This window comes from Streptomyces sp. SYP-A7185 (assembly GCF_046103685.1).
GTDB lineage: Bacteria > Actinomycetota > Actinomycetes > Streptomycetales > Streptomycetaceae > Streptomyces.
On the sequence record NZ_CP122310.1, the window covers coordinates 4,152,760 to 4,178,880 of the forward strand.

Sequence of the window (26,121 nt, forward strand, 5' to 3'; positions counted from 1 at the left end):
CGAACGATGAGGGAGAACGTTCGGTCTCTTTTTTCATTGAAGGGCGCGGCCACCCCCTTGTCAAGACCGAACGTTCTCCCTCACCCGGCTGATACGGTGGACGCCATGAGCGCGCGCACAGAAGGCGGGAGCACGTCCGAGGCACGGGCCCGCCTGCTCGACACGGCGACCCGGATCTTCTACGCGGAAGGCATCCACTCCGTCGGCGTGGACCGGATCACCGCGGAGGCCAAGGTCACCCGCGCCACCTTGTACCGGCACTTCAAGGGCAAGGAGGAGTTGATCCTCGCCTACCTCCAGCAGGCCGACCACGGCATGCGCGCGCAGGTCGAGGCCGCCCTCACGGAGGGCGGGACGCCGGCCGACCGGGTCCGTGCCGTCGCCCGGACCATCACCGGGGGCATCCAGTACTCCGGGTTCCGCGGGTGCGCCTTCCTGAACGCGGTGGCCGAGTTCCCCGACCCGGAGCACCCGGTCCACCGGGCCGTGCTGGCGCACCGGCAGTGGTTCCTGGAGACCGTCACGGACGTGCTGGCGCAGGCCGGCTGCGCGCCCGCCGACGCGGCGGGGCGGCACTTCGTCATGCTGCGGGACGGAGCCATGGCGGCCGGCTGCCTCTTCGATCCGGCGCTGATCTCCGAGACGTTCCTGGAGGGCGTCGAAGGCCTCCTGACCGCCCCCGCGCGCACGACCCCGATGGCCCCGTCAGGCGCGGCACGGGCCCCGCAGGAGTAAGCGCGCGCGGGCACAGACCCGCCCGCCACCGCCCTCACCTCTCAGCTTTCAGCCCTCACCCCTCAGCCTTCAGCCCTTTCCCGTCGGGCGGAGTCAGGACCGGCGGGCTCCCCCACGGGAGTTCCAGGGCCGCCCGCAGGGCGCGGACCGGCGCTTCCCCGAGGCGGGTGACCAGCTCCTGTTCCACGCGGTGCAGGACCAGTTCCGCCCTGCGGTGCGTGCGGGCGCCCTCCTCGGTGCGGCGGATCAGGCGCTGGCGCGCGGAGGAGGGGTCGGGGACCTGTTCGAGCAGGCCCGCCGCGACCAGGCCGTGCACCGCCTGGTGGGCCGTCTGGCGGGTGACGCCCATCCGGCGCGCCAGCTCGGAGACCGTGGTGCCCTCCGCGTCCAGGACGGCGAAGAGGCCCGCCTGCGTCGGGGACACCGGGGCCTCCCCCGCTTCCTCCAGGGTCGCGAGGAGCGCGTCCTCGAACCAGCGGCGGGCGTCGCCGAGCAGTTGGGGGAGGTTGCGGCCGGTGGCGTGCATGGCCAGAGCCTATGCGCCGACGGCTTGCCCGACCCCTCGTTACTATGTCAGGCTGCCTGACATTCCAGCGTGTCGCACCGCACCCCCGGGAGAGCCATGACCATCGAGTACGCCACCCGCCACCGGCGCTCCTCGCGCATCCCCGCCGAACCGGGCAAGCCCTACGTCATCGAAAAGGGCGAGGGCGACCGCGCCCATCTCTTCGGCGACCTGGTCACCATCTACGCGGGCGGCGAGCAGACCGAGAACGGCTTCAACTTCTTCACCGTCGAGGGCCCCAAGGGCGACGTCATCCCCGCCCACCTGCACCCCGACACGTACGAGGTCTTCTACGTCACCCAGGGCGCCGTCCGGCTGTTCGTGGAGGACCTCGACGGCGAGCAGCAGGAGAAGCTCCTCACCCCCGGCGACTTCGGCTTCGTGCCCAAGAACTGCCCGCACGCCTACCGCATGGAGCGCCACCACAGCCAGGTCGTCGGCGTCGCCGCGGGCCCCGGCGGCACCTTCGAGCGGTTCTTCGAGACCCTGGGGGCGCCCGCCGACGACCTCGGCCTGCCGCGCGAACCCGTCGTGCCCACGCCCGGCAAGTTCGCCACCGTCCCCGAGCGGTACGACGTGCGCTTCCTGCCCGAGCACCGGTGGCACACCCGGTGAGCGACACCCTGCGGGCCCTGATCGCCGCGCCCCACCCGGACGTCGCGCCGCTCCCGCCCGTCCCGCGTCCGGCGCCGGGCCCGCGGCACCTGCGCGGTGTCCCGTACGGCGAGGTCGAGGGGGGCCGCCCGCTGGAACTCGACCTCTGGCTGCCGGAACCCGCGGACGGGCCCGCCCCGCTCGTCCTGTTCGTGCACGGCGGGGCCTGGCGGCGAGGGCGCCGTGACGACCTGGGCCCGCGGACCCGGCACTGGGATCCGGGCCCGTTCGCCCGCATCGCCGCGGCGGGCCTCGCGGTGGCCTGCGCCGACTACCGGCTCAGCGGCGAGGCCCGTTTCCCCGCCCCGCTGGACGACCTGCGGGCGGCGCTGCGCTGGCTGGCGCTGCGCGCGCCGGAGCTCGGCGTCGACACGGCACGGACCGTGGTGTGGGGCGAGTCCGCGGGCGGCCACCTGGCCTCGCTCCTGGCGCTCGACCCCGCGGTCGGGGCCGCCGGAGCCGTGGTCTGGTACGCCCCGAGCGACCTGACGCTCCCCCGCGGGCCCTTCGACCCGCGCAGCGCCACGACCCCCGAAGCCCTGCTCCTCGGCGCCGCCCCCGCCGCCGTGCCCGAGCGGGCCCGAGCCGCCAGCCCCGTCACGCGGGTGCACCCCGGGGCCCCGCCCTTCCTGCTGGTGCACGGCGAGCGGGACACGATGGTGCCGGGCGCCCACAGCGAGGCGCTCGCGGCCCGGCTGCGGGAGGCGGGTGTGCCGGTGGAGCTGCGTGTGGTGCCGGGCGCCGACCATGGCTGGCACGGCGCGTCCGACGTGGCGGTGGACGAGGTCTTCGCGCGCTCGCTGCGGTTCGCGCGGGGTCTGGGGACCTGAGGCACGACGCGGGGGCGGGGGCGGCCGATCGGCCGCCCCCGCCCCCGTGTCACCTCTGTCGTGGAGCCCTCAGCCGTCCAGCTGCTGGAGCGTCGCGTTCGACGGGCCGCGCCGGGTCCGCACGTCCCGCGCCACGTCCTCCGCGGCGCCGAGCACGCGGACCGCGTTCTGCCACGTCAGCTTGGCCAGGTCCGGCTTCGACCAGCCGCGGGTCAGAAGCTCCGCGATCAGGTTCGGGTAGCCCGCCACGTCGTCGAGGCCGTCCGGCGTGAACGCCGTGCCGTCGTAGTCGCCGCCGATGCCGATGTGGTCGACGCCCGCCACCTCGCGCATGTGGTCGAGGTGGTCGGCGACGGTCGCGGCCGTGGCCACCGGGCGCGGCACGGACTCCTCGAAGGCCGCGTGGACCTTCATCGCCTCCGGTGTCGTGTCCAGGTGGTGGAAGCCGTGCGCCCGCATGTTCTCGTCGGCCGCCGCCGTCCAGTCGACCGCGGCCTGGAGGACGAACTTCGGGACGAAGGTGGCCATCGCGACGCCGCCGTTCGCCGACAGGCGTTCCAGTACGTCGTCCGGGATGTTGCGCGGGTGGTCGCAGACCGCGCGCGACGAGGAGTGCGAGAAGATCACCGGCGCCACGGAGGTGTCCAGGGCCGCCCGCATCGTCGTCGCCGCCACGTGGGAGAGGTCCACGAGCATGCCGGTGCGGTTCATCTCCCGGACCACCTCATGGCCGAACGGCGACAGGCCGCCCACCCCCGGTTCGTCCGTCGCCGAGTCCGCCCACGCGATGTTGTCGTTGTGGGTCAGCGTCATGTAGCGGACGCCCAGTGCGTGCAGCGCCCGCAGGGTGGCGAGGGAGTTGTTGATGGAGTGGCCGCCCTCGGCGCCCATCAGGGACGCGATACGGCCCTCGCCCCGCGCCTCCTCCATGTCCGCGGCCGTCAGCGCGCGGCGCAGGTCCTTCGGGTAGCGCGCGAGCAGCTGCTCGACGCAGTCGATCTGTTCGAGGGTCGCGCTCACCGCCGCGTCGCCCGCCAGGTCCGAGCGGACGTACACCGACCAGAACTGGGCGCCGACCCCGCCCGCCCGCAGGCGCGCGATGTCCGTGTGGAGGTGGCCCGTCTGGTCGGCCGCGATGTCCAGGCGGTCGAGTTCGTACCCCGCCTTCTCGCGCAGCGCCCAGGGCAGGTCGTTGTGACCGTCGACGACCGGGAAGTCGGCGAGCAGGGCGCGGGCGTCGGGCAGAGCGGGCAGCTCGGAGAGGCCGGAGGAGCCGGGCAGATCGGGAGAGGTCATGCGCTCACTTTCCCGAACCGAAGCCGAAACCGGAACCCTGGCCTTCGACCTTGGTCCGCAGCCGCTTGCCCTTCTCCGTGGCCTGCTCGTTCAGCTCCTGCTGGAACTCCCGCATGCGGCCCAGGATCTCGGGGTCGTGCGCGGCCAGGATGCGGGCCGCGAGGAGGCCCGCGTTGCGCGCGCCGCCCACCGAGACCGTCGCCACCGGCACGCCCGCGGGCATCTGCACGATGGACAGGAGCGAGTCCATGCCGTCGAGGTACTTCAGCGGCACGGGCACGCCGATCACCGGCAGGGGCGTCACCGAAGCGAGCATGCCCGGCAGGTGCGCGGCGCCGCCGGCCCCGGCGATGATCGCCTTGAGGCCGCGGTCCGCGGCCTCCTCGCCGTACGCGACCATCTCGCGCGGCATGCGGTGCGCCGAGACGACGTCGACCTCGTAGGGGATCTCGAACTCGTCGAGGGCCTTGGCCGCGGCCTCCATGACCGGCCAGTCGGAGTCCGAGCCCATGACGATGCCAACTACAGGTGCGGTCATTCGGTGATCGTTCCTCTGAGATAGCCGGCCGCGTGACGGGCGCGCTCCAGCACGTCGTCCAGGTCGTCGCCGTAGGTGTTGACGTGGCCGACCTTGCGGCCGGGCTTCACGTCCTTGCCGTACATGTGGATCTTCAGCTGCGGGTCGCGCGCCATGCAGTGCAGGTACGCCTGGTACATGTCCGGGTAGTCGCCGCCCAGGACATTGGCCATGACCGTCCACTTCGCCCGCGGGCGCGGGTCACCGAGGGGCAGGTCGAGGACCGCGCGCACGTGGTTGGCGAACTGGGACGTGATCGCCCCGTCCTGCGTCCAGTGGCCCGAGTTGTGCGGGCGCATCGCCAGCTCGTTCACCAGGATGCGGCCGTCGCGCGTCTCGAAGAGCTCGACCGCCAGGTGCCCGACGACGCCGAGCTCCTTGGCGACGCGGAGCGCCAGCTCCTGCGCCTGGCCCGCGAGGTCCTCGGAGAGGCCGGGGGCCGGTGCGATGACCGTGTCGCAGACGCCGTCGACCTGCTGGGACTCGACGACGGGGTAGGCAACGGCCTGGCCGTGCGGCGAGCGGACGACGTTCGCCGCGAGCTCACGCCGGAAGTCGACCTTCTCCTCGGCCAGCACGGGGACACCGGCCCGGAAGGGATCTTCGGCGTCCTCGACCGAACGCACGAACCACACCCCCTTGCCGTCATAGCCGCCACGCACCGTCTTGAGGATCACGGGGAACCCGTCGCCTTCGGCCGCGAAGGCCGCCACGTCGGCCGGATCGCGCACGATCCGGTGGCGCGGGCAGGGCACACCGATCTCCGTGAGCTTCTCGCGCATCACGCCCTTGTCCTGGGCGTGCACCAGCGCGGCCGGCCCCGGGCGCACGGGGATGCCGTCCGCCTCCAGGGCGCGTAGATGCTCGGTGGGTACGTGTTCGTGATCAAAAGTGATCACGTCGCAGCCCCTCGCGAACTCGCGCAGCGTGTCGAGGTCGGAAAAGTCGCCGATGACGACATCGCCGACGACCTGCGCCGCGGAGTCCTGAGGGGTGTCACTGAGGAGCTTGAACTTGAGGCCGAGGGGGATGCCCGCCTCGTGGGTCATGCGGGCGAGCTGACCGCCGCCGACCATGCCGACTACCGGGAACGTCACACCCCCAGGGTATCGGCCCGTATCGGCCACCCGGGAACGGCCGGTTTCCGGCACCGGACGGGCTCTCCCGTCACAGAGCCGCCACAGTGTGGAGGCGTCCCCGCGCGACGAACGGGACTCGCTGGTTAGCATGGCTGGGTTGACGCGACCGAAACACCACTTACGTCGACGTGACGACGACACCGGAACGAATCGACGACGGGGGTTGGGGCGACCACCATGACGGAACGTGGCGCACTACGGGTGCGACTGGACCAGCTCGCGCGCGAAGTGGCCAAGTTCGGTGCCGTGGGGGCGCTGGGCACGCTGGTGAACTTCAGCGTCTCCAACCTGCTGTGGCACACCACCGACCTCCAGGCCGTGCGCGCGAACGTGATCGCCACCGTCGTCGCCATCGCCTTCAACTACGTGGGCTTCCGCTACTTCACGTACCGCGACCGCGACAAGAGCTCCCGCACCAAGGAGCTCACGCTGTTCCTGGTCTTCAGCGCGGTCGGCCTGGTGATCGAGAACGGCGTCCTGTACGCGGCGATCTACGGCTTCGACTGGGACAGCCCGCTCCAGCGCAACGTCTTCAAGTTCGTGGGCATCGGCATCGCGACCTGCTTCCGCTTCTGGTCCTACCGCACCTGGGTGTTCAAGGCCCTTCCGGCGCGGGAGACCGTCGCCCGTGCGGAATCGTTCCTGGAGGACGGGCCCGCGGCCGCGCGGGACGCCGGCAAGCGTCCCGCCGTGCGCGGCACCCGCTAGGGCCCGGCACCCGCCAGCGCGCCCGCCGGGCCTAGCGGACCGTCTCGGCGGCCTCCTGGGCCCGCTTCTGCGGCGGCGTACGCGACAGGAAGAGGCCGAAGACCGGCGGCTTGGTCTGGAGCATCTCCAGCCGTCCGCCGTCCGCCTCGGCCAGATCCCGGGCGACCGCGAGGCCGATTCCCGTCGAGTTGCGGCCGCTGATGGTGCGCTCGAAGATCCGGGCGCCCAGATCGGCGGGGACGCCGGGGCCGTCGTCCGTGACCTCGATCACCGTCTGGTTGCCCGTGACGCGGGTGCGCAGGGCGACGGTGCCGCCGCCGTGCATGAGCGAGTTCTCGATGAGGGCGGCCAGGACCTGCGCGACCGCGCCGGGCGTGCCCACGGCCCGCAGATGCCGCTTGCCGGAGCTGACGATGGCGCGGCCCGCGCTGCGGTAGGCCGGGCGCCACTCCTCCAGCTGCTGCTTGATGACCTCGTCCAGGTCGAAGGAGACGGCGGAGCCGGTGCGCGGGTCGCGCGAGTTCGTGAGGAGCCGCTGCACGACGTCGGTGAGGCGCTCGACCTGCGCGAGCGCGATCGTGGCCTCCTCCTTCACCGTGTCCAGGTCGTCGGTGACGGTGATCTCCTCCAGGCGCATGGAGAGCGCCGTGAGGGGCGTACGCAGCTGGTGCGAGGCGTCGGCCGCCAGGCGCCGCTCGGCGGTCAGCATCCGGGCGATGCGCTCGGCGCTGCCGTCCAGGACGTCCGCGACGCGGTCGAGCTCCGGCACGCCGTACCGCTTGTGGCGGGGGCGGGGGTCGCCCGAGCCGAGGCGCTCGGCGGTCTCCGCGAGGTCGGTGAGCGGCGAGGCCAGGCGGTTGGCCTGGCGCACGGCGAGGAGCACGGCGGCGATGATCGCGAGCAGGGCCACGGCGCCGATGATCAGCAGGGTGCGGCCGACCTCCTGGGTGACCGCGGTGCGCGGCTCCTCGACGGTGACCTTCTCGCCCTCCTCGCCCTTGGCCGTGTCGTGGATGACGTCGCCGGTGGGGCGGGTGCCGATCTCGACGGGGGCGCGGCCGGGGATCTCGATGAGGGCGTAGCGGTCGGCGTCGACCGCGGCGACGTCCCGCAGGATCTCGGCGTTGATCTTCTCGTCGCCGATGAGCCTGCTGTCGACGATGCTGGCCAGGCGGAGCGCCTCGGAGGTGACGCGGTCCTGGGCGCTGCTGCTGATGGTCCGCGTCTCGACGATGACGAGACTCACCCCGAACACCGCGATCACCACGAGGACGACGGCGAGGGTGCTGCTGATCAGTCTGCGGCGCATCTACTCAGTGTCGCCGATCGAAGCCGCCCTCAGGGGCACGGGGAACCGCGCAGCGCCCAGGGGCGGGATCAGCTCTTCTCGAAGCGGAAGCCGACTCCTCGGACCGTGGCGATGTACCGGGGATTGGCCGCGTCGTCGCCCAGCTTCTTGCGCAGCCAGGAGATGTGCATGTCCAGGGTCTTGGTGGACGACCACCACGTGGTGTCCCAGACCTCGCGCATCAGCTGGTCGCGGGTGACGACCCGGCCCGCGTCCCGGACCAGGACCCGCAGCAGGTCGAACTCCTTGGCCGTGAGCTGGAGCTCTTCCTCGCCCATCCAGGCGCGGTGCGACTCGACGTCGATCCGCACGCCGTGGGTGGCCGGTGCCTGCGCGGGCTCGGCGGCGCCGCGCCGGAGCAGGGCCCGGACCCGGGCGAGCAGTTCGGCCAGGCGGAAGGGCTTGGTGACGTAGTCGTCGGCGCCCGCGTCCAGACCGACGACGGTGTCCACCTCGTCGGCGCGCGCGGTCAGGATGAGGATCGGTGCCGTGTGCCCCTCGGCACGGAGGCGGCGGGCCACCTCCAGGCCGTCCATCCCGGGCAGGCCCAGGTCGAGCACGACTAGGTCGACGCTGCCCTGCAGCCCGGCGTCGAGGGCGGTCGGGCCGTCCTCACGCACTTCGACCTCGTACCCCTCCCTGCGCAGGGCACGGGCCAGCGGCTCCGAGATGGACGCGTCGTCCTCGGCGAGCAGTACACGGGTCATGGGGTGATGGTAGTCCGCGCCGGAGGACCGTCGTGGGGTGATCGCCCAGTGATCGTCCGGCGGCGTTCGGCCCCTGCGGGTCTGGGGTGCGATCCTGAGGATCACCTTCAAATGTGGGCGGACGGTTCCACCGAAACCTGTGATCCATCTCTCAAGTCCTTCCATATGCCGCACTGTCGTGGCGTATGGTGACCCAACGCCTGATGCACTACCCAAGGACCTTTGGCCCGCTGTGCGGCCTTAGGTCTCTTTTATGTGCGGGCCGGCTTCTGCCAGCCTTGAAAGGAATGACCTGTGGTCGGGCCCTGCGCGTGAGACGCGCGCAGGGCGTGGATCTCGGAGTCACCGTCCAGCGCCTGTCTCCACACGGAGCGCGAACTCCCCCCGGGCGTGGGGGTGTGGACGCCTCGACCCCGGTGCCGACCGCCCCCCACCGGGCGCGCACACGCTCTTGCCGCGCGTCCCGAACCACGAGGATCGACCCATGGCGTCCAGCCTGACGAAGGACTCCGCCGGTACCCCCGGCTCTGAGAAGACCTTCTTCGGCCACCCCCGCGGACTGGCCACACTCTTCATGACCGAGATGTGGGAGCGGTACAGCTTCTACGGCATGAAGGCACTGCTCCCGCTGTATCTGATCGCCCCCGGCGGCATGAACATGAGTGCCACGACGGCGACGGCGATCTACTCCGTCTACATGTCGATGGTCTATCTCCTCGCCATGCCCGGCGGCTGGGTGGCCGACCGTTTCTGGGGACCGCGCAAGACCGTCGCCATCGGCGCCGGCGTGGTCATCCTCGGTCACATCACGCTCGCCCTGCCGAGCTCGGCGTCCTTCTTCGCCGGCCTCGCCCTCGTGGCGCTCGGCTCCGGCCTCCTGAAGGCCAACATCTCCACGATGGTCGGCCACCTCTACGACGGCCCGGAGGACCCGCGCCGCGACGGTGGCTTCACGCTGTTCTACATCGGCATCAACATGGGTGCCTTCCTCGCCCCGCTGACCATCGGCACCGTGGGCGAGAACGTCAACTGGCACTTCGGCTTCGCGCTCGCCGCGGTCGGCATGGCGCTCGGCCTGGCCCAGTTCATGCTCGGCTCGCGCCACCTGAGCGGCGAGAGCAGCGTCGTCTCCAAGCCCGCCACGGCCCAGGAGCGCGCGTCCGCGCTGCGCACCGGCCTGATCTGGCTGATCGCGGCGGTCGTGCTCTACACGTTCCTCGCCGTGACCGGCAACTTCGCCGACTGGGCGCTGATGCCGCTCACCATCGCCGGCCTGGTCATCCCGGTCGCCGTCCTGGTCCGCATGAAGCGCGACAAGGAGCTGACGAACCTGGAGCAGTCCAAGCTCTCCGGCTACGTCTGGTTCTTCGTCGTCGCCGCCGTCTTCTGGATGATCTACGACCAGAACGGCTCGACGCTCTCGATCTTCGGCGAGCACTCGACGACGAACAGCCTGCTCGGGTTCGACTTCCCGACCTCCTGGTACCAGTCGCTGAACCCGATCTTCATCATGGCGCTCGCCCCCGTGGTCGCCTCGGCGTGGCTCTGGCTGAACAAGCGGGGCAAGGAGCCGAGCACGGCGGTCAAGTTCGCCTCCAGCCTCACGCTGATCGGCATCTCCTTCGCCGTCTTCCTCATCCCGCTGATCGACACCGCCAACAACGGCGGCAAGGTGAGCCCGATGTGGCTGGTCGCGATCTACTTCATCCAGACCGTCGGCGAGCTGTGCCTCTCCCCGGTCGGCCTCTCGGTCACCACGAAGATGGCCCCGGCGAAGTACAGCGCCCAGATGATGGGTGTCTGGTTCCTCGCGGTCACCGCGGGCGACTCCGTCACCGGCCTGCTGACCTCCCCGCAGCTGGGGATCGACCTGAACAACTCGGGTGCGGTCGCCGTCGAGGCGGTCATCGCGGTCATCGCGGGCTTCGGCATCTGGCTGAACCGCAAGAAGGTCAAGGAACTGATGGGTTCCGTGAACTGACGTCCGCCGCGCCCCGACCGGGCCGACGGACGCACGGCGAGGGCCGTCGCACCTGCGGGTGCGGCGGCCCTCGCGTACGTCCACTCGCGCGAACAGGGGATCGTCCGCTCACCCGTGGCGGTGACACGGAACGTTTCTGTGCCGGTCGCGGGGCCGGGCGGTGGAGCATCTGGCCATGCGTCGTACGTTGCCGGTCATCGCCCTCTGCGTGGCGTTGCTGTCGTCCAGTGCCGCCGTCCGGGCCGCACCCCAACCACCGTCGGGCCGGACCTTCTCGTACGGGGGACACGCGCGCCAGCACGTCACCGTGTACGGCGACCGGCCCGGCCGCCCCGCCCTGATGATCCTGCACGGCGGCTCCTGGGTGCGGGACACCGACTGGAGCGCGCGGGCCCGGTGGTTCGCGGCGCGCGGGTTCACCGTCTACGACACCGACTACCGGCTCGCGACCGACGCCGCCTGGCCCGCCCAGCGCGACGACGTCCTGGCGGCGCTGCGGTGGGTGAAGCGGCGCGGCGGCCCCACTCCTATGGTGCTCGGGTCCTCCGCGGGCGGGCATCTCGCGGTCAGTGCGGGGGCGTACGGCGCCGGGCGCAAGCGGGTGCGCGGCGTGGTGGCCCTCTCCCCCGTGGCCTCGCCCCACCGCGCGTGGAAGGACGGCGGGACGCGGGCGGCCTCCCCGGCCCAGCGCAAGCTGCGGCGCACGGCGGAGCTGCTCGCGGGGTGCTCGCCCGCGCGCGACGGGCAGCGGTGCCGGGGGCGGTGGACCGACCTCGCCGCCGCGTCGCACGCCTCGGGATCGGACGACCCGCCGATGTTCCTCACGCACTCGGCGGGGGACTTCGTGCCGGTCGCGCACTCGACGGAACTGGCGCGCGCGCAGACGGTGGCGGGCCTGAAGGACGTCACCGTGCGCATCGAGCCGGGTACGGCGCACGGGGGCGAGCTCCTGAGGAAACCGGCTTTCGCCCAGGCGGTCCTGCGCTGGCTGCGCCAACACGCCTAGGGGGAGCCCTTTCAGGGGCGCGGGGAACCGCGCGAGCGACCCTGGGCGACCCGCGCCCGCCGGGCGGACCGCCGCGGGCAGATGCGTCCGCGGGGTCCGCGCCACCGGCCGGTGCGGGTCGTCTCTGGTGGCTCGCGCAGTTCCCCGCGCCCCTTCGGCGCGTCAGCGCACGCTGCTCCTTCGCCTGGGCAGGAAGGTGAACACCGCGCCGCCCAGCAGGATCACCGTTCCGGCGACCAGGCCGAGGGCCCGCAGGGTGCCGTTGTCGTCGGCGCCGGTCTCGGCGAGCCCGCCGCCGGTCGCGGCCGAGCCGCCGGCCGAGCCGCCCGCGGAACCTCCGCCGGTGGAGGAGCCTCCGGTGGACGAGCCGCCCGCCGCGCCGCCCGGCTGGGCCGCGGTGTCGATCTCCAGGGAGACCTCGGCCTTGGTCGGGGTGCAGGTCGTCGTCGTACCGAGGGCCTTGACCGTGAGGACGCCCGGCGAGAGCGTCGACTTGCCGTCGGCGCCCGGCTTGTAGGTGCCGGTCAGGTCAGGGATGGTCATCGGGTCGCCGGACTTGATGGGCTCCTTGTTGGTGGGGCCCTCCACGTGCACCGTGCCCTTGTCCGCGCCGCCCAGCTTGACCTCCATCGACGGCTTCACCGAGTCCGCGGGGATGTCGGCGGGGCTGTCCATGACGGACTTCTTGAACTCGACGGTGAGGCCGTAACTGCCGCCGTCCTTCTTGGCGTTGATCTGTACGGGGGACGTGGCGTCCTTGTCGCCGATGGGCGTCTTGCACTTGTAGGGGGTCTGGACCTCCTTGCCGGGGAAGTCGGTCTTGCCGCCGTCACCGCCGCCGGTGGCGCCGCCGGACGAGTCACCGCCCGTACTGCCCGCGGTGTTTCCGCCCGTGCTGCCGGCCGTGTTTCCGCCCGTGCTGCCCGCGGTGGTGCCGGACGTGGTGCCGCCCGCGTTCGTGCTGCCCGACGTCGTGCCGCCCGAACCGCCGCCGCCCTCCGTCACCTTGATGGTCGCGCCCGCCTTCACCTGCTCCTTGGGCGTGCACTTGGTGTCGGTCGACATCGGCTTGCTGACGTTGATGTTGTACGCGTCCGGGGTGAGCGTGACCTCGCCCGCCTTCGTCAGCTTCAGCTTGCCCTTCATGTCGGACAGGATCATCGGGCTGTTCTTCTTGATCGGCGGATTGACCCGCTCGCCCGCCACCGCCAGGTCACCGGTCTGGCCGCCGCCCACCTTGAGGGTGCCGGTCGGCTTCACCGTGTCCTTGTCCAGGTCGAGGATGTCCGGGTTCTTGGACGCGGCCTCGGTGGTCTTCCACACGACCTCGACCTCGTCGCCCACCTTCGCGGTGGCCGGCGCGGTGATCTCCACCTTCGTGGTGCCCTGCACCGGCGGCAGCCCCGATATCGACGGCGGAATGCACTCCGTCTTGTACGCCACCTCGGCCGCCTGCGCGGGCGCCGCGCCCAGCAGGGCGCCCGCCCCGCCGAGCAGCAGCGAGACCGAGGCCGCGCCCGCTCTCCGTCGTGTGCTGATCACGTGTTTCCCTTCGTCGTCGGGCTGTTCTCTGACGGTGCGGAGAGCTGTCCGGCGGGTGAGGTACCGGCGCCGGGGTCCGTGTCGGGGGTGAACCACGGGAGCGTGCCCGTGCTCGCCCCGGTGTCCTTGCCGGACGTGCGCTGCGGCTTCGTCCGGGGCGGCTTCGCAAGGGGCGTCCGGGCCGCCTCGTCCGCCGCGACCGCCCCCGGGGAGAGCCGCAACTTCGGGAGCCGGTCGGTGAGTTCGGCGATCCTGCCGGTGCGGTGCCGGCCCGCAGGGCGTGCGCCGCGGCCACCCCTGCGGCGGCCGGGCCTGAGCCTGTCCACCACCGCCATGCCGATGCGGAAGACGGCGGCGGGCACGACCACGCAGAGCAGGATCCAGAAGACGGTGACGCCCCACGGGCGGCCGACGCCCCAGGGCTGCTCGGCCAGGACCTTGCCGCCGAACCTCAGCGAGACGAGGTAGTCGCCGTGCGCCCCGGCGGCGAGCTCGACCGGCAGCTTGATCTGGGCCTTCTTGCCCGGCGCGACGGTGCCGCGCCACTGCTGCTCCTCCCACTGCGGGGCGAACACGCCGTGCGAGGTGCCGACGTGGAAGACCGGGTTCTTGACCGGGGCCGAGCCGACGTTGCCCACGGTGAAGACCAGCGTGCGGGAGGGCGGGGCGCCGAACCAGGTCAGGACACCGCTGGAGCCTTCGAGCCGCGTGTCGGTGAGCACGGAGAGCTTTCCGCCGCCCCGCCGCTCGGTCAGGGGCTTCACGGGATGCCCCGCGACCTTGAAGACGGCGTCCGCCTGGGCCTTGTCCCCGGTGACCGTGGCCACGTGGACCACGCAGGGGCAGGCCTCGGGCGGCTCGGCCACCGGGAGCTTCTTGCTGAAGGTCCCCTTGCCGTCGGTGGTGACGGCGCGGCCCGAGTCGTTGGCGCAGGAGTTCGTGCCGCCGGGCACACCGGCGGCCGGGGTCGCCTGGCCGCAGACCAGCATCATCAGGAGGGCTTTGGGGCGCCACCCCTCGCCCTTGACGGTGATGTCACCGCCCTTGCCCGCCTCGGAATCGGAGAGGGCGACGGACGGTTTCTCGGCGGCGGTGGCCCCCGCCGCGGGAAGCAGCAGGAAGGCCAGGGCCGCCAGCACGGCGGTTGCGGCGATGTACCGCTTGACTGCCCACAACGGATTGCCGTTCACAGCTGCTCTCCCTCTGCCGTCCCCACTCCCGCCAACTCCGGCGCCACGACGCCCTGTTCGGGACCGTCCGGCGGCACGTCCCCAGTCGCCTCCCCGGCCGTCTCCCCGGCCTCGTCGCCGCGCTCACGCGCGGTCCGTCCCCGGCCGCGCAGGAACCAGACGCCCGCCGCCACGAGGCCGAGCAGCCCGGCCCCGGCCCCCGCCACCGCGCCCCACGGCACGAAGCGGGCCTTCGCCGTCGCCTCGCCGTGGGCGCCGCCCGCCGCCGTGACCGTGAGCGTGACCTGCACGGAGTCGAGCGCCGGTGCGTCCTTCCACGGCTCGGTCAGGGTGACCCTGCGGCCGGGCAGCAGCTCCACCGGCAGCGTGCGGGGCCCCCGGTCAAGGAGCGGGCCGAAGAGACCCTCCGCGTGGACCGCGAGCCGGGGGGTCAGGACCGTGTTGCCGCGATTGACCACGTCGTACGCGATGCGCCCGCCCCCGGTCCGTACGCCCTCGACCGTGAGCGCGGACAGCGTCGGGCCGCTGACCCGCAGATGCACGCGGACCCCGGCGTCGCGGCCGCCCTCCCGCGCGACGATCGCCCCGGGGTGGTCGCCCGGCACCGCGCTCTCGGGCACGCTCACGCTGAACGGCACCTCGGCGCGGGTGCGCGGCGGCACCTTCACCTCGCGTTCGGCGAATCTGATCCAGGAACCGGTGTCCTCGGGTCTGCCGCGCTCCAGCGCGAACGCACCGCCGCGCGTGTTGTCCGCGTCCGCGCCGCTCAGCTTCACCGTGCGGGGCTCGGACCCCGGGTTGGTGACCGTGAGCGTGTCCTCCAGGACGGAGCCGGGCGTGCCCTCCACATAGAAGTAGGGCCGCCCGTCCTTCGCCGGCCGGGTCCCTCCTCCCGTGGAGGGCGCGACCGACCACGCTCCGGGGTCGTCGGCGAACACCGGAGTCGCCGGTGCCACGCCCGTCACCAGTAAGGCCACGACCACGGTGAGGGCACGGGCGACGGACGGCAGCGACGGCATCGGCGGCTCCTGGATCTTCGTACGCTCGGTACGCGGTGACACGTGCGCGCTGGCGGGCGGGGGCGCGGTCGCCGCGTCGTCCCCGCGACCGCCGCGCACCCATGCCTAGCGCGAGCGGGCCGCCTGGTTCCTGCGGGTCAGCCAGAGCGCACCCGCCGCGCCCGCGAGCAGCACCGTGCCGCCGAGGGTGCCGAGCGCGATGGCGGAGTCCGCCGGTCCGGTTTGCGGGAGCTCGTCGCCGCCGGAGGGGGCGCTCGCCGAGCCGCCGGTCCCGGCGTCGCCGCCGGATCCCGTGTCCTCGCCTGCGCCGCCGGTGGTCCCGCCGCCGCCCGAGCCCTTGACGTCCAGGGAGAGCGAGGGCTTGGGGCTGTTGGACGGCGTGCACGTCGTCGTCGTACCGAGCGCCTTGATGGTCAAAACACCCGCGGTGAAGGTGACCTTGCCGCTCTTCTTGGGCGTGTACGTCCCCGACAGGTCACTGATCTTGATGGGGGTGTTGGCGGGGATCGCCTTGTCGTTGGGCGCTCCGGAGACCGGGACCGTGCCGCTCTCCGCGCCGCCCAGCTTGATGAGCGCGCTCGGTTTCATCGCGCCCTTGCCCAGCTCCACGGGGCTGGAGGAGACGCCCTTCTGGAAGGACATGGTGAGTTTGTAGCCGCTGCCGCTCTTGACGCTCTTGATGTCGATCGGCGACACCGCGCCCTTGTTGCCGATGGGCGTCTTGCACTGGTAATTGACGTCCTGGACCTCGGCCTGCGCGGCGGGGGCGGCCATCAGCACCGCGGAGCCGCCGGCCAGGGCCGTGGCAAGCGCGAGCGTGACCATTCGTTTCTGGTGATACACCTCGGGTTCCCCTCATGCCGGTCGTGGCGTGCCGCGGTGCGGATTTACTGACGGCACATCAGATTGGGCGCTCAAGGTACGCCCGGGGCCTTGCCGAGGGAAGACAAAGAACGCGCCGGATCTTCAGTGATCCGGCGCGCTTACGAACCGTGGGTAACCCAAGGGGGAACTGAGGGGGCCCGCCCCGACGCCCTACGCGGGCGCGCTCAGCTCCGCCCACACCGTCTTGCCCGGGACCCCCGGGGTGCGGACGACGCCCCAGTCGAGGCAGAGGCGCTGGACTATGAACATGCCGTGGCCGCCGGGACGGCCGGCGCGGTGCGGGGTGCGGGGCGCGGGCTGACCGGCGCCGCGGTCGGACACCTCTATCCGCAGGACCTTGCTGTCGGACGAGAGCCAGAGCTCGTCGGGGCCGTCGGCGTGCAGGCAGGCGTTGGTCACCAGTTCGGACACGACGAGGAGGACGTCCTCCGCGGCGGCCCGCTGATCGGCGCCCGCCGCGGGCAGCCAGCCCCACGCCTGGAGCGCCTGGCGCGCGAAGTCCCGGGCGAGGGGCACGATCCCGCTGGCGCCGTTCAGGCTCAGCCTGCGGACCTGGCGCCCCTGACGGCCCGCGTCCGCCGCCGCGGCGGCCTGGTCCGCGGGAGCGGCCGCGACGACGACCTCGGACTCGGGGCCGCGGTCGCCCGGCGAACAAGGCCGGGTGGTGCTCATCAGCGCTTCACCTCACCGACAAGAGGACTCTGGACAAGGAACTGGTCAAGCAGCGGGACTCCAAGAGGATCATCGGCCGCCCGGCCGCTCCTGCTGTTGATTTGGCAACGTTTGTTCACGGACCGCTGTAGGGGTGTCCCGGGTGTCTCCTGCCCGGCCGAACCGTGAGAACACCCACTTGTTCGACGTGACCCGTGTGACGCTGGTAACGCGGTGATCACATGGAGACAACTGGCGCGTAACTCTTGGGCACGCTCCGTCAGCAGGCCGCCCGGTCAGCCGGCCAGCGCCGCTTCGAGCGTCTCGTGAACGGTGAAAACAGCTTCGGCTCCGGTGATCTCGAAGACCCGGGCCACCACCGGCAGCATCCCTGCCAGATGCACTCCACCTCCCGCGGCCTCGGCCTTGAGCCGGGCCCCCAGTAGGACATTGAGTCCGGTGGAGTCCATGAACTCCAGTCGCGAACAGTCGACGACCAGTCGCGAAAAGCCGTCGTCGAGGCAGGCCTCGAGTGGCTCACGCAACAAATCGGCGGTGTGGTGATCCAACTCACCCGCCGGAGTCACGACGACGCTCGGGCCCTCCGCCCGGACTTCGACCAGAAGTCGGCCCCGATGCGCGCTGCCGACTGTCCCGCGGTCCATTCCGTCACTCACTTCCGACCGTCGTGGCTGTTGATGACGCCCCCGGATATTACGCCTTCCTCACGCCTTCGGGTACCCGAACAAGCCCCCGAATTCGGACATTTCACAGCAGAACGCACTTGCGACCGGACTGTGGAAACGGGTAGGGGTAGAAGAGACAGTAATCAACACGGACGGCTTTGGAGGCGCCGCACACCGCAGTGCACGTATTGGCATCGGCAGCCATATGCCGAGAACGATGGAGGACACCATGTCACCCCGGCTCGACGAATCGCGCACTGACCGAGCGACGTCGACACCCCCGCCTCACCGTATCGAGACCGAGATCCCGGGCCCCCGCACGGAATCCGCACCGGATGAAGTTCCGGCCCCGACGGCCGTGCCGGAGACGGAAGCCCTCGAAGGGCTCTCCGACCTGCCCGAGATCCCGCCGTTCGACGAGGTGGGCCCGCTGGATGCGAGGGCGCTGTCCAAGACCCTCTTCGAACGCCTTGAGTCGCTCGAGGAAGGCACGCACGAGTACGCGTACGTCCGCAACACCCTGGTCGAACTGAACCTCGCCCTCGTCAAGTTCGCCGCCTCCCGGTTCCGCTCCCGCAGCGAGCCCATGGAGGACATCATCCAGGTCGGCACCATCGGCCTGATCAAGGCGATCGACCGCTTCGAGCTCAGCCGGGGCGTCGAGTTCCCCACGTTCGCGATGCCGACCATCGTCGGTGAGATCAAGCGCTTCTTCCGGGACACCAGCTGGTCGGTGCGCGTGCCGCGCCGCCTTCAGGAGCTCCGGCTCGACCTCGCCAAGGCGGGCGACGAACTGGCCCAGCAGTTCGACCGCGCCCCCACGGTGAGCGAACTGGCCGAGCGCCTCGGCATCTCGAACGACGAGGTCGTCGAAGGCATGGCCGCGTCCAACGCCTACACGGCGAGCTCGCTGGACGCCCAGCCCGAGGAGGACGACTCCGAGGGCGCGCTGGCGGACCGCATCGGTTACGAGGACCACGGACTCGAAGGCATCGAGTACGTCGAGTCGTTGAAGCCGCTGATCGCCGAACTGCCGCCGCGCGACCGGAAGATCCTCTCGCTCCGCTTCGTCGCCAACATGACGCAGTCGGAGATAGGCGACGAGCTGGGCATCTCGCAGATGCACGTCTCGCGTCTGCTGTCCCGCACGCTGGTCAAGCTCCGCAAGGGACTGACCGTCGACGAGTGAGGGATGCCGCCGCCCGGTGTTTTCACGGGCTACCTGATCGCCGCTTCACGGCAGATCGTCCGCACCCACCCGCTTGCCCCGCGTCCAGGGGTGGGCGGGTGGTTTGCTGCTGTTCAGCTGTCAAGGTGCCGCCGCGGCCCGGGGGTCTCCCCGAGCGCCGCCGTCACCACTGCCCGCGCCCGCGGTCGCGTCTTCGATGACGTTCTGGTACCCGACCCTGAACGCCTCATGCACCGCCCCGAGGCACAACTCCTCGTAGATCATCCGCCGCACGAGCGCAGGCCGCCGCGCAGCACCGCTTCGGCGGGACTTTCCCGCGATCGGCCTCAGGCCACCCGCGCACCCCGGCGCCAGACCTCGCTGACCAGCGGGACGCCCGGGCGGTACGCCAGGTGGACGTGGCTGGGGGCGTCGAGGAGGGCGAGGTCGGCGCGGGCGCCCTCGCGGAGCACGCCGATGTCGTCGCGGCGCAGGGCCGCCGCGCCGCCCGCCGTGGCCGACCAGATCGCCTCGTCCGGGGTCATGCCCATGTCCCGTACCGCCAGGGCGACGCAGAACGGGACCGAGGACGTGAAGGACGAGCCCGGGTTGCAGTCCGTGGAGAGGGCCACCGTGGCGCCCGCGTCCAGGATGCGGCGGGCGTCGGGCCACTGGGCGCGGGTGGAGAACTCGGCGCCCGGCAGGAGGGTCGCCACCGTGTCGCTGTTCGCGAGGGCGTCGACGTCCGCGTCCGTGAGGTGGGTGCAGTGGTCCGCCGAGGCCGCGTCCAGCTCGACCGCCAGTTGGACGCCGGGGCCGTAGGAGAGCTGGTTGGCGTGGATGCGGGGGTGCAGGCCCTTCGCCTTGCCGGCCGTCAGGATCGCGCGGGCCTGGTCGCCGTCGAAGGCGCCCTTCTCGCAGAAGACGTCGATCCAGCGGGCGTGCGGCGCGCAGGCCTCCAGCATGGGGCCCGTGACCAGGTCCACGTACGCCGCCGGGTCGTCCGCGTAGTCCGGGGAGACGATGTGGGCGCCGAGGAACGTGACCTCGTCGGTGTGGGCCGCCGCGATGCGCAGGGCCCTGGCCTCGTCCTCGGTGTTGAGGCCGTAGCCCGACTTCGTCTCGAAGGTGGTCGTGCCTTGGCGCAGGGCCTCGGCGAGGTAGTGGGTGAGGTTCGCCTCCAGCTCGGCGTCCGTCGCGGCGCGGGTCGCCGCCACCGTCGTACGGATGCCGCCCGCGGAGTAGGCCCGGCCCGACATGCGGGCGTTGAACTCCTGGGTGCGGTCACCCGCGAAGACGAGGTGGCTGTGGGAGTCGACGAAGCCGGGGAGGGCCGCGCGGCCGTCCGCGTCGTGGACCGTGTCCGCCGCGGGGGCCTTGGCTGCCGGGCCCACCCAGGCGATTCTTTCGCCGTCCAGGACGACGGCGGCGTCCTGGACGAGGCCCAGGGGGCTTCCGTCGCCCTGGGCGGGGTCGTTCGTGACGAGGCCGGCGATGTTCGTGATGAGCGTGGTGGGCATCAGGGTCTCCGGGGAGGGGTGGGGGCTGGGGAGAGGTCTCAGTCTCTGAGGGCCGCGATCGCCGCCGTCAGCGCCGATGCGACGTCCGGCACCGAGGCGTGGACCCCGTCCCGTACGACATGGCGGCCGCCCACCACCGTGTGGCGGACGTCCGCGCCGGTGGCCGCGAAGACCGCCGTCTCCGCCGCGAGGCGCGGCAGCGGGCCCGCCGTGCGGACCGAGTCGAGGGCGATCGTCGCGAAGTCCGCGAGGGCGCCGGTCTCGATCACGCCCGCGTCCGCCCAGCCGAGCGCCGCGTGCCCGTCGGCCGTCGCCGCCCGCAGCAGCGCCGCCGCCGTCCAGTGGCCCCGGGTGTGCGAGCGCAGGCGTTCGTCGAGCTCCATCGCCCGCGCCTCTTCGAGGATGTCGATGACCGCGTGGCTGTCGCTGCCCAGGGAGAGCGGGCTGCCGGCCCGCTGGAGGCGGACCGCAGGGCCGATGCCGTCCGCCAGGTCCCGTTCCGTCGTGGGGCACATGCACGTGCCCGTCGCCGTGCGGCCCAGCAGGGCGATGTCCTCGTCCGTGAGGTGGGTGTTGTGGACGCCCGTGGTGCGGGGGCCGAGCACCCCGTGGTCCGCCAGGAGGCGGGTCGGTGTGCGTCCGTGCACGGCCTGGCACGCGTCGTTCTCCGCCGTCTGCTCGGACAGGTGCACGTGCAGGGGTGCCTGCCGGGCGGTCGCCCAGTCGGCCACCGTGCCCAGCTGCCGTGCCGGGACCGCCCGTACGGAGTGGATCGCCGCGCCGATGCGCGCGTGCGGGCGGTCCTTGAGGGCCGACGCCCGCTCGGCCCACGCCTCCGTCGTCCCGTCGGAGAAGCGGAGCTGGTGGCGGTTGGGGGGCTCGCCCCGCGTCTCCGTCAGGAGCCCGGACGCCACGTAGGCCGTGTCCAGGAGCGTGATGCGGATGCCCGCGTCCGCCGCCGCCTCGATCAGCGCCTCGCCCATCGCGTTGGGGTCGGCGTAGGCCGTGCCGCCGGGCGCGTGGTGCACGTAGTGGAACTCGCCCACCGTGGTGATGCCCGCCAGGGCCATCTCCGCGTACACCGCGCGGGCCAGCGCGTGGTACGTCTGCGGGGTCAGGCGGTCCGCCACCGAGTACATGACCTCGCGCCACGTCCAGAACGTGCCCGAGCCCACCTGGACCGTGCCCCGCAGGGCCCGGTGGAAGGCGTGGCTGTGGGCGTTGGCCAGGCCGGGGAGCGTGAGGCCGCGCAGCACCGTGGCGCCGGGCGGGGGCGCGTCGACGCCCTTGCGGACGGCCGTGATGCGGTCGCCCGTCACCTCCACCGCCACGCCCGGCTCCACCGTCGGGTCGAGCCAGGCCTGCTCCAGCCAGTACGTGTCCGTCGTCACCTGCACGCCAGCCCTTCCAGTACGTCGGCCAGTGCGGTCACCCCTGCGACGCAGTCGTCCTCGGCGGCGAACTCGGCCGGGGAGTGCGAGATGCCCGTGGGGTTCCGTACGAACAGCATGGCGGTGGGGATCGAGCCGGACAAAATACCCGCGTCGTGTCCGGCGCCCGTGCCCAGGACGGGGACCGGCCGCTCCCCGCCCAGGAGCCTGCCCAGCTCGTCCCGCAGGGCGTGCTCGAACTCGACCACCGGCGTGAAGGACTCCCGTACGACGTCGAGCTCGATGCCGTGCCGGTCCGCGTACTCGCGGGCCGCCTTCTCGATGCCCGTGACGACCGTGTCGAGGGCCGCCTGGTCGGCGGCCCGCGAGTCGAGCCAGCCGCGCACCAGGGACGGGATCGCGTTGACGCCGTTCGGCTCGACGGAGATCTTGCCGAAGGTGGCGACCGCGCCCGCCAGTTCGGCCTCCCTGCGGGCCGCGAGGACCGTCTCGGCGTACGACAGCATCGGGTCGCGGCGGTCCACCAGGCGGGTGGTGCCCGCGTGGTTGGCCTCGCCCCGGAAGTCGAAGCGCCAGCGGCCGTGCGGCCAGATGGCGGAGGCGATGCCCACGGGGTCGCCGGTGCCCGCGGCGGAGCCGCTGTCGGACAGAGCCAGGGCGCGGCCCTGCTCGACGTGCAGTTCCACGAACGCGCCGATGCGGGCGAGGCGTTCGGGGTCGGGGCCGATGGCCGACGGGTCGTAGCCCGCCGCCTCCATGGCTTGGGGGAGCGTCACGCCGGACGCGTCCGTCAGCTCGTACGCCTTCTCGCGCGTGAGCTGTCCTGCGGTCAGCCGTGAGCCCACGCAGGCCAGGCCGAAGCGGGCGCCCTCCTCGTCGCCGAAGTTGGTGATGGCGAGGGGGCGGCGGAACGACACCTTGCGCGCCCGGAGTTCGTCCAGCGCCGCGAAGGAGGAGACCACCCCGAGCGGGCCGTCGAAGGCGCCGCCGTCCGGGACGGAGTCCAGGTGCGAGCCGGTGACGACCGCGTCGCCGCGTGACGGGTCGCCGAGCCAGGCCCACTGGTTGCCGTTGCGGTCGACCTCGTAGTCGAGGCCGCGTGCCTCGGCCTGCGCCTGGAACCAGAGGCGGCACTCGGCGTCCGCGCCGGTCCAGGCATAGCGGCGGTAGCCGCCCGAGGCGTCGCTGCGGCCGATGGGCCGCAGCGAGCGCCACATGGCGTGGAACGTGTCGCTCACGCGTCGCCGCCCTCGCGCATCGGGATCCGTACGCCCTTCTCGTCCGCCACCGACTCCGCGATGTCGTAGCCCGCGTCGACGTGCCGGATGACGCCCATGCCGGGGTCGTTGGTCAGGACGCGGCGGATCTTCTCGCCCGCGAGCGCGGTGCCGTCGGCGACGGAGACCTGGCCCGCGTGGATCGAGCGGCCCATGCCGACGCCGCCGCCATGGTGGATGGAGACCCAGGAGGCGCCCGAGGCGACGTTCACCATGGCGTTCAGGAGCGGCCAGTCGGCGATCGCGTCGGAGCCGTCGAGCATGGCCTCCGTCTCGCGGTACGGGGAGGCCACCGAGCCGCAGTCGAGGTGGTCGCGGCCGATGGCGAGGGGGGCGGCGAGGGTGCCGTCGCCGACCATGTCGTTGAACATGTCGCCGGCCTTGTCGCGCTCGCCCTGGCCCAGCCAGCAGATGCGCGCCGGGAGGCCCTGGAAGTGGACGCGCTCACCGGCCATCTTGATCCAGCGGTGCAGCGACTCGTTCTCCGGGAAGAGGTCCAGGAGCGCCTTGTCGGTCTTGTGGATGTCCGAGGCCTCGCCCGAGAGCGCCGCCCAGCGGAAGGGGCCCTTGCCCTCGCAGAAGAGGGGGCGGATGTAGGCGGGGACGAAGCCGGGGAAGGCGAACGCGCGGTCATAGCCCGCCAGTTGGGCCTCGCCGCGGATCGAGTTGCCGTAGTCGAAGACCTCGGCGCCCGCGTCCATGAAGCCGACCATCGCCTCGACGTGCCGGGCCATGGACTCACGGGCGCGGGTGGTGAAGCCCGCCGGGTCCTTGGCGGAGAGGGTCTGCATGTCGTCGAAGTCGACGCCGACGGGGAGGTACGCGAGCGGGTCGTGGGCCGAGGTCTGGTCGGTCACGATGTCGATGGGGGCGCCCTCGGCCAGCATGCGCGGGAGGAGGTCCGCCGCGTTGCCGAGCAGGCCGATGGAGAGGGGCTTGCGCTGGTCGCGGGCCTCCGTCGCGAGCTGGAGCGCGTGCTCCAGGGAGTCGGCCTTCACGTCGAGGTACCGGTGCTCGATGCGGCGCTCGATGGCGCGCGGGTCGACGTCGATACAGATCGCGACGCCGTCGTTCATGGTGACGGCGAGGGGCTGGGCGCCGCCCATGCCGCCGAGACCGGCGGTGAGGGTGATCGTCCCGGCGAGCGTGCCGTTGAACTTCTTGGCGGCGACGGCGGCGAAGGTCTCGTACGTGCCCTGGAGGATGCCCTGCGTGCCGATGTAGATCCAGGAGCCGGCGGTCATCTGGCCGTACATGGTCAGGCCGAGGGCCTCCAGGCGCCGGAACTCCTCCCAGTTCGCCCAGTCGCCCACGAGGTTGGAGTTGGCGATCAGGACGCGCGGGGCCCACTCGTGGGTCTGCATGACGCCGACGGGGCGGCCGGACTGGACGAGCATCGTCTCGTCCTGCTTGAGGGTCTTCAGGGTGCGGACCATCGCGTCGAAGGAGCGCCAGTCGCGGGCCGCCTTGCCGGTGCCGCCGTAGACGACGAGCTGGTCGGGGTGCTCGGCGACCTCGGGGTCGAGGTTGTTCTGGAGCATGCGCAGGGCGGCTTCCTGCTGCCATCCCAGGGCGCTCAGTCCACTGCCGCGCGGTGCCCGTACGGGGCGGGGTCCTGACATGGCGATGCCTCCTCGCGATGAAGCTCTGCTCGTGACGTACTGCTGTGACCTTGTTATTCACATCCTGCGATGTTGAATAGAGCTAGTCAATACGTTGACGGGGCAGCGCTACCGCATGGCGGATGATTGGCTGGAACACATGAGCGATCAGGGCAGCGAGCAGGGCGCGGAGCCGGCGCACGCATCCGGGGTGGCACACCCGTCCGGGGCGGCGCACGTATCCGAGGCGGCACACCCGTCCGAGGCGGGCGCGGCCCCGGGTGCCGCCGCCCGGCGCGACCTCGCCGTCCGCGCCGCCGTCGAGCAGGGGCTGCTCGACCCCGCGTCCCCCCTGGTGGGCCTCCTGGACGTCACCGGCGTCCGCGCGTCCGCCGCCGCCCTGCGCGCGGCCTTCGAGGAGGTCACCCCGCCCGGCACCCCCGTCCTGCACGCCTTCGCGGTGAAGGCCTCGCCCCTGGTCCCGGTCCTGCGCCTGCTGCGTGACGCGGGCATCGGCGCCGAGGTGGCGAGCCCCGGCGAGCTGGCCCTGGCCCGGGCCGCCGGTGTGCCGCCCGCGCACACCGTCCTCGACTCACCCGCCAAGACGCCCGCCGAACTGCGCGAGGCCCTGGCCCTCGGCATCGCCGTGAACGCGGACAACCCGCAGGAGCTGGCCCGCATCGACGCGATGACCCGCTCGGCACCCACCCACTCCCCCATCGGCCTGCGCGTGAACCCGCAGATCGGCGGCGGCTCCATCGGCGCCCTGTCCACCGCGACGGCCACCTCCAAGTTCGGGGTCGCGCTGCGCGACGAGGGCGCCCGCGAGTGGGTCGTGCGGGCCTGCCTCGACCGGCCCTGGCTGACGCGGCTGCACACCCACTCCGGTTCGCAGGGCATGCCGCTCGACCTGATGGTGCGGGGCGTGGCGGCGACGTACGAACTGGCCGAGGAAATCAACGGACGGGCCGGGCGGCAGCAGATCGACACCATCGACATCGGCGGCGGTCTGCCCGTCAACTTCGGTTCGGACGAGGAGAGTCCGACCCACGCGCAGTACGCCCGCCGCCTCAAGTCCCGCGTGCCCGGCCTGCTCGACGGGCGCTACGGCCTGGTCACCGAGTTCGGCCGCTCGCTGCTCGCCAAGCACGGCACGATCCTGGCCCGCGTCGAGTACGCCAAGACGGCGGGCGCCCGGCCCATCGCGGTGACGCACGCGGGCGTACAGGTGGCGACCCGCACGGTGTACGACCCCGCGTCCTGGCCGCTGCGGATCGCCGCGTACGACGCGAAGGGCCTGCCCAAGAGCGGCCCGGCCGTCGCCCAGGACATCGCGGGCCCGGCCTGCTTCGCGGGCGACCTGCTCGCCGAGAACCGTCCGCTGCCGCTGCTCGAACAGGGCGACCACGCGGCGGTCCTCGACACCGGCGCCTACTACTTCGCGCACCACTACGCGTACAACAGCCTGGCCCGGCCCGGGATCTACGGCTTCGTGGCGGCAGGATCGGACCCGGCGGGCCCGGCAGGACCGGTCGTCTTCGCCACCGTGCGGGAGCCGCAGACCCCGGAGGAGATCGTCGCCGAGTCGGGCGGCGGGCAGCGGGACGCCCTGCGCGACCTCTGAGGTTCCTCAACTCCCGCATCC

24 protein-coding genes are annotated in these 26,121 nt (G+C 72.2%); 8 read left to right on the forward strand and 16 right to left on the reverse strand.

The features are described 5' to 3' along the window. Positions 1-105 precede the first annotated feature (105 nt). On the forward strand, positions 106-735 hold the full coding sequence (locus QBL25_RS18100) for a TetR/AcrR family transcriptional regulator (RefSeq protein ID WP_409058072.1): 630 nt from the start codon (positions 106-108) through the stop codon (positions 733-735). Between the two features lie 55 nt (positions 736-790). Here the strand turns inward: QBL25_RS18100 and QBL25_RS18105 are convergent, their stop codons facing one another. Then, the gene (locus QBL25_RS18105; RefSeq protein ID WP_409058073.1) at positions 791-1,261 is read right to left on the reverse strand and encodes a MarR family winged helix-turn-helix transcriptional regulator; all 471 of its coding nucleotides are present in this window, start codon (positions 1,259-1,261) and stop codon (positions 791-793) included. A 96-nt stretch (positions 1,262-1,357) separates the two neighbouring features. Here QBL25_RS18105 and QBL25_RS18110 point away from each other — a divergent pair, with 96 nt between their 5' ends. Together QBL25_RS18110 and QBL25_RS18115 are read left to right on the forward strand one after the other, a co-directional pair. Further along, positions 1,358-1,915, forward strand: a complete 558-nt coding sequence (locus QBL25_RS18110; RefSeq protein ID WP_409058074.1) for a quercetin 2,3-dioxygenase — start codon at positions 1,358-1,360, stop codon at positions 1,913-1,915. Next, positions 1,912-2,784, forward strand: a complete 873-nt coding sequence (locus QBL25_RS18115; RefSeq protein WP_409058075.1) for an alpha/beta hydrolase fold domain-containing protein — start codon at positions 1,912-1,914, stop codon at positions 2,782-2,784. Before QBL25_RS18110 ends, QBL25_RS18115 begins: the two co-directional genes overlap by 4 nt. Positions 2,785-2,853: 69 nt before the next feature. On the opposite strand, the gene QBL25_RS18120 is transcribed toward QBL25_RS18115, so the two are convergent. The 3 genes from QBL25_RS18120 to QBL25_RS18130 are packed head-to-tail and all read right to left on the reverse strand — an operon-like array spanning position 2,854 to position 5,733. Further along, positions 2,854-4,080, reverse strand: a complete 1,227-nt coding sequence (locus QBL25_RS18120) for a dipeptidase (RefSeq protein ID WP_409058076.1) — start codon at positions 4,078-4,080, stop codon at positions 2,854-2,856. A 4-nt stretch (positions 4,081-4,084) separates the two neighbouring features. Further along, positions 4,085-4,618 (reverse strand): 5-(carboxyamino)imidazole ribonucleotide mutase, encoded by a 534-nt coding sequence (gene purE, locus QBL25_RS18125; RefSeq protein WP_409058077.1) that lies wholly within the window; start codon positions 4,616-4,618, stop codon positions 4,085-4,087. Next, on the reverse strand, positions 4,615-5,733 hold the full coding sequence (locus tag QBL25_RS18130; protein WP_409062690.1) for a 5-(carboxyamino)imidazole ribonucleotide synthase: 1,119 nt from the start codon (positions 5,731-5,733) through the stop codon (positions 4,615-4,617). The genes purE and QBL25_RS18130 overlap by 4 nt, the downstream gene beginning before the upstream one ends. A gap of 240 nt (positions 5,734-5,973) precedes the next feature. Between QBL25_RS18130 and QBL25_RS18135 the strand changes: the two genes are divergently transcribed. Beyond that, positions 5,974-6,504 (forward strand): GtrA family protein, encoded by a 531-nt coding sequence (locus QBL25_RS18135; RefSeq protein WP_409058078.1) that lies wholly within the window; start codon positions 5,974-5,976, stop codon positions 6,502-6,504. A gap of 31 nt (positions 6,505-6,535) precedes the next feature. Here the strand turns inward: QBL25_RS18135 and QBL25_RS18140 are convergent, their stop codons facing one another. Together QBL25_RS18140 and QBL25_RS18145 are read right to left on the reverse strand one after the other, a co-directional pair. Beyond that, positions 6,536-7,813, reverse strand: coding sequence for an ATP-binding protein (locus tag QBL25_RS18140; protein WP_409058079.1), 1,278 nt, complete (start codon positions 7,811-7,813; stop codon positions 6,536-6,538). Between the two features lie 68 nt (positions 7,814-7,881). Then, the gene (locus QBL25_RS18145; protein ID WP_361832684.1) at positions 7,882-8,559 is read right to left on the reverse strand and encodes a response regulator transcription factor; all 678 of its coding nucleotides are present in this window, start codon (positions 8,557-8,559) and stop codon (positions 7,882-7,884) included. Positions 8,560-9,043: 484 nt separating this feature from the next. Here QBL25_RS18145 and QBL25_RS18150 point away from each other — a divergent pair, with 484 nt between their 5' ends. Together QBL25_RS18150 and QBL25_RS18155 are read left to right on the forward strand one after the other, a co-directional pair. Beyond that, a complete protein-coding gene (locus tag QBL25_RS18150) occupies positions 9,044-10,540 on the forward strand; it encodes a peptide MFS transporter (protein ID WP_409058080.1) in 1,497 nt (498 codons plus the stop codon). A gap of 175 nt (positions 10,541-10,715) precedes the next feature. Next, positions 10,716-11,546 (forward strand): alpha/beta hydrolase, encoded by an 831-nt coding sequence (locus tag QBL25_RS18155; RefSeq protein ID WP_409058081.1) that lies wholly within the window; start codon positions 10,716-10,718, stop codon positions 11,544-11,546. Between the two features lie 162 nt (positions 11,547-11,708). Here QBL25_RS18155 and QBL25_RS18160 read toward each other — a convergent pair whose 3' ends face one another. The 6 genes from QBL25_RS18160 to QBL25_RS18185 all read right to left on the reverse strand — a co-directional run bounded on the left by QBL25_RS18160 (position 11,709) and on the right by QBL25_RS18185 (position 17,498). After that, complete coding sequence (locus QBL25_RS18160) at positions 11,709-13,085, reverse strand: hypothetical protein (protein WP_409062691.1); 1,377 nt, start codon at positions 13,083-13,085, stop codon at positions 11,709-11,711. Next, the gene (locus tag QBL25_RS18165; RefSeq protein ID WP_409058082.1) at positions 13,085-14,278 is read right to left on the reverse strand and encodes a hypothetical protein; all 1,194 of its coding nucleotides are present in this window, start codon (positions 14,276-14,278) and stop codon (positions 13,085-13,087) included. Before QBL25_RS18165 ends, QBL25_RS18160 begins: the two co-directional genes overlap by 1 nt. After that, positions 14,275-15,297 (reverse strand): hypothetical protein, encoded by a 1,023-nt coding sequence (locus QBL25_RS18170; RefSeq protein WP_409058083.1) that lies wholly within the window; start codon positions 15,295-15,297, stop codon positions 14,275-14,277. Before QBL25_RS18170 ends, QBL25_RS18165 begins: the two co-directional genes overlap by 4 nt. Before the next feature lie 105 nt (positions 15,298-15,402). Beyond that, a complete protein-coding gene (locus tag QBL25_RS18175; RefSeq protein ID WP_409058084.1) occupies positions 15,403-16,122 on the reverse strand; it encodes an LPXTG cell wall anchor domain-containing protein in 720 nt (239 codons plus the stop codon). Between the two features lie 210 nt (positions 16,123-16,332). Next, the gene (locus tag QBL25_RS18180) at positions 16,333-16,854 is read right to left on the reverse strand and encodes an ATP-binding protein (RefSeq protein ID WP_409058085.1); all 522 of its coding nucleotides are present in this window, start codon (positions 16,852-16,854) and stop codon (positions 16,333-16,335) included. Between the two features lie 275 nt (positions 16,855-17,129). Further along, positions 17,130-17,498, reverse strand: a complete 369-nt coding sequence (locus QBL25_RS18185) for an STAS domain-containing protein (RefSeq protein WP_409058086.1) — start codon at positions 17,496-17,498, stop codon at positions 17,130-17,132. A 238-nt stretch (positions 17,499-17,736) separates the two neighbouring features. Here QBL25_RS18185 and QBL25_RS18190 point away from each other — a divergent pair, with 238 nt between their 5' ends. After that, positions 17,737-18,708, forward strand: coding sequence for an RNA polymerase sigma factor SigF (locus tag QBL25_RS18190; RefSeq protein WP_409058087.1), 972 nt, complete (start codon positions 17,737-17,739; stop codon positions 18,706-18,708). Between the two features lie 326 nt (positions 18,709-19,034). On the opposite strand, the gene hutI is transcribed toward QBL25_RS18190, so the two are convergent. Genes hutI through hutU form a run of 4 tightly spaced genes read right to left on the reverse strand, consistent with a single transcriptional unit; the run spans position 19,035 to position 24,497 of the window. Next, positions 19,035-20,207, reverse strand: a complete 1,173-nt coding sequence (gene hutI / locus QBL25_RS18195; RefSeq protein WP_409058088.1) for an imidazolonepropionase — start codon at positions 20,205-20,207, stop codon at positions 19,035-19,037. Between the two features lie 38 nt (positions 20,208-20,245). Beyond that, positions 20,246-21,598 carry a formimidoylglutamate deiminase gene (locus QBL25_RS18200; protein WP_409062692.1) on the reverse strand — a complete coding sequence of 451 codons (1,353 nt, stop codon included), beginning with the start codon at positions 21,596-21,598 and terminating at the stop codon, positions 20,246-20,248. Further along, on the reverse strand, positions 21,595-22,815 hold the full coding sequence (locus QBL25_RS18205) for an allantoate amidohydrolase (protein ID WP_409062693.1): 1,221 nt from the start codon (positions 22,813-22,815) through the stop codon (positions 21,595-21,597). The genes QBL25_RS18200 and QBL25_RS18205 overlap by 4 nt, the downstream gene beginning before the upstream one ends. Before the next feature lie 17 nt (positions 22,816-22,832). Next, positions 22,833-24,497: a urocanate hydratase gene (hutU, locus tag QBL25_RS18210; RefSeq protein WP_409058089.1), complete on the reverse strand. Its 1,665-nt coding sequence runs from the start codon at positions 24,495-24,497 to the stop codon at positions 22,833-22,835. Between the two features lie 139 nt (positions 24,498-24,636). On the opposite strand from hutU, the gene QBL25_RS18215 reads away from it, so the two are divergent. Beyond that, a complete protein-coding gene (locus tag QBL25_RS18215) occupies positions 24,637-26,100 on the forward strand; it encodes a diaminopimelate decarboxylase (RefSeq protein WP_409058090.1) in 1,464 nt (487 codons plus the stop codon). Positions 26,101-26,121: the final 21 nt, after the last annotated feature.

What these genes read in the sequence shown, in the direction of transcription:
- QBL25_RS18100 (WP_409058072.1), top strand. Translation starts at nt 106, where the DNA reads ATGAGCGCGCGCACAGAAGGCGGGAGCACGTCCGAGGCACGGGCCCGC.
- QBL25_RS18105 (WP_409058073.1), bottom strand. Translation starts at nt 1,261, where the DNA reads ATGCACGCCACCGGCCGCAACCTCCCCCAACTGCTCGGCGACGCCCGC.
- QBL25_RS18110 (WP_409058074.1), top strand. Translation starts at nt 1,358, where the DNA reads ATGACCATCGAGTACGCCACCCGCCACCGGCGCTCCTCGCGCATCCCC.
- QBL25_RS18120 (WP_409058076.1), bottom strand. Translation starts at nt 4,080, where the DNA reads ATGACCTCTCCCGATCTGCCCGGCTCCTCCGGCCTCTCCGAGCTGCCC.
- purE (WP_409058077.1), bottom strand. Translation starts at nt 4,618, where the DNA reads ATGACCGCACCTGTAGTTGGCATCGTCATGGGCTCGGACTCCGACTGG.
- QBL25_RS18130 (WP_409062690.1), bottom strand. Translation starts at nt 5,733, where the DNA reads ATGGTCGGCGGCGGTCAGCTCGCCCGCATGACCCACGAGGCGGGCATC.
- QBL25_RS18135 (WP_409058078.1), top strand. Translation starts at nt 5,974, where the DNA reads ATGACGGAACGTGGCGCACTACGGGTGCGACTGGACCAGCTCGCGCGC.
- QBL25_RS18140 (WP_409058079.1), bottom strand. Translation starts at nt 7,813, where the DNA reads ATGCGCCGCAGACTGATCAGCAGCACCCTCGCCGTCGTCCTCGTGGTG.
- QBL25_RS18145 (WP_361832684.1), bottom strand. Translation starts at nt 8,559, where the DNA reads ATGACCCGTGTACTGCTCGCCGAGGACGACGCGTCCATCTCGGAGCCG.
- QBL25_RS18150 (WP_409058080.1), top strand. Translation starts at nt 9,044, where the DNA reads ATGGCGTCCAGCCTGACGAAGGACTCCGCCGGTACCCCCGGCTCTGAG.
- QBL25_RS18155 (WP_409058081.1), top strand. Translation starts at nt 10,716, where the DNA reads ATGCGTCGTACGTTGCCGGTCATCGCCCTCTGCGTGGCGTTGCTGTCG.
- QBL25_RS18170 (WP_409058083.1), bottom strand. Translation starts at nt 15,297, where the DNA reads ATGCCGTCGCTGCCGTCCGTCGCCCGTGCCCTCACCGTGGTCGTGGCC.
- QBL25_RS18175 (WP_409058084.1), bottom strand. Translation starts at nt 16,122, where the DNA reads ATGGTCACGCTCGCGCTTGCCACGGCCCTGGCCGGCGGCTCCGCGGTG.
- QBL25_RS18180 (WP_409058085.1), bottom strand. Translation starts at nt 16,854, where the DNA reads ATGAGCACCACCCGGCCTTGTTCGCCGGGCGACCGCGGCCCCGAGTCC.
- QBL25_RS18185 (WP_409058086.1), bottom strand. Translation starts at nt 17,498, where the DNA reads ATGGACCGCGGGACAGTCGGCAGCGCGCATCGGGGCCGACTTCTGGTC.
- QBL25_RS18190 (WP_409058087.1), top strand. Translation starts at nt 17,737, where the DNA reads ATGGAGGACACCATGTCACCCCGGCTCGACGAATCGCGCACTGACCGA.
- hutI (WP_409058088.1), bottom strand. Translation starts at nt 20,207, where the DNA reads ATGCCCACCACGCTCATCACGAACATCGCCGGCCTCGTCACGAACGAC.
- QBL25_RS18205 (WP_409062693.1), bottom strand. Translation starts at nt 22,815, where the DNA reads ATGTGGCGCTCGCTGCGGCCCATCGGCCGCAGCGACGCCTCGGGCGGC.
- hutU (WP_409058089.1), bottom strand. Translation starts at nt 24,497, where the DNA reads ATGTCAGGACCCCGCCCCGTACGGGCACCGCGCGGCAGTGGACTGAGC.
- QBL25_RS18215 (WP_409058090.1), top strand. Translation starts at nt 24,637, where the DNA reads ATGAGCGATCAGGGCAGCGAGCAGGGCGCGGAGCCGGCGCACGCATCC.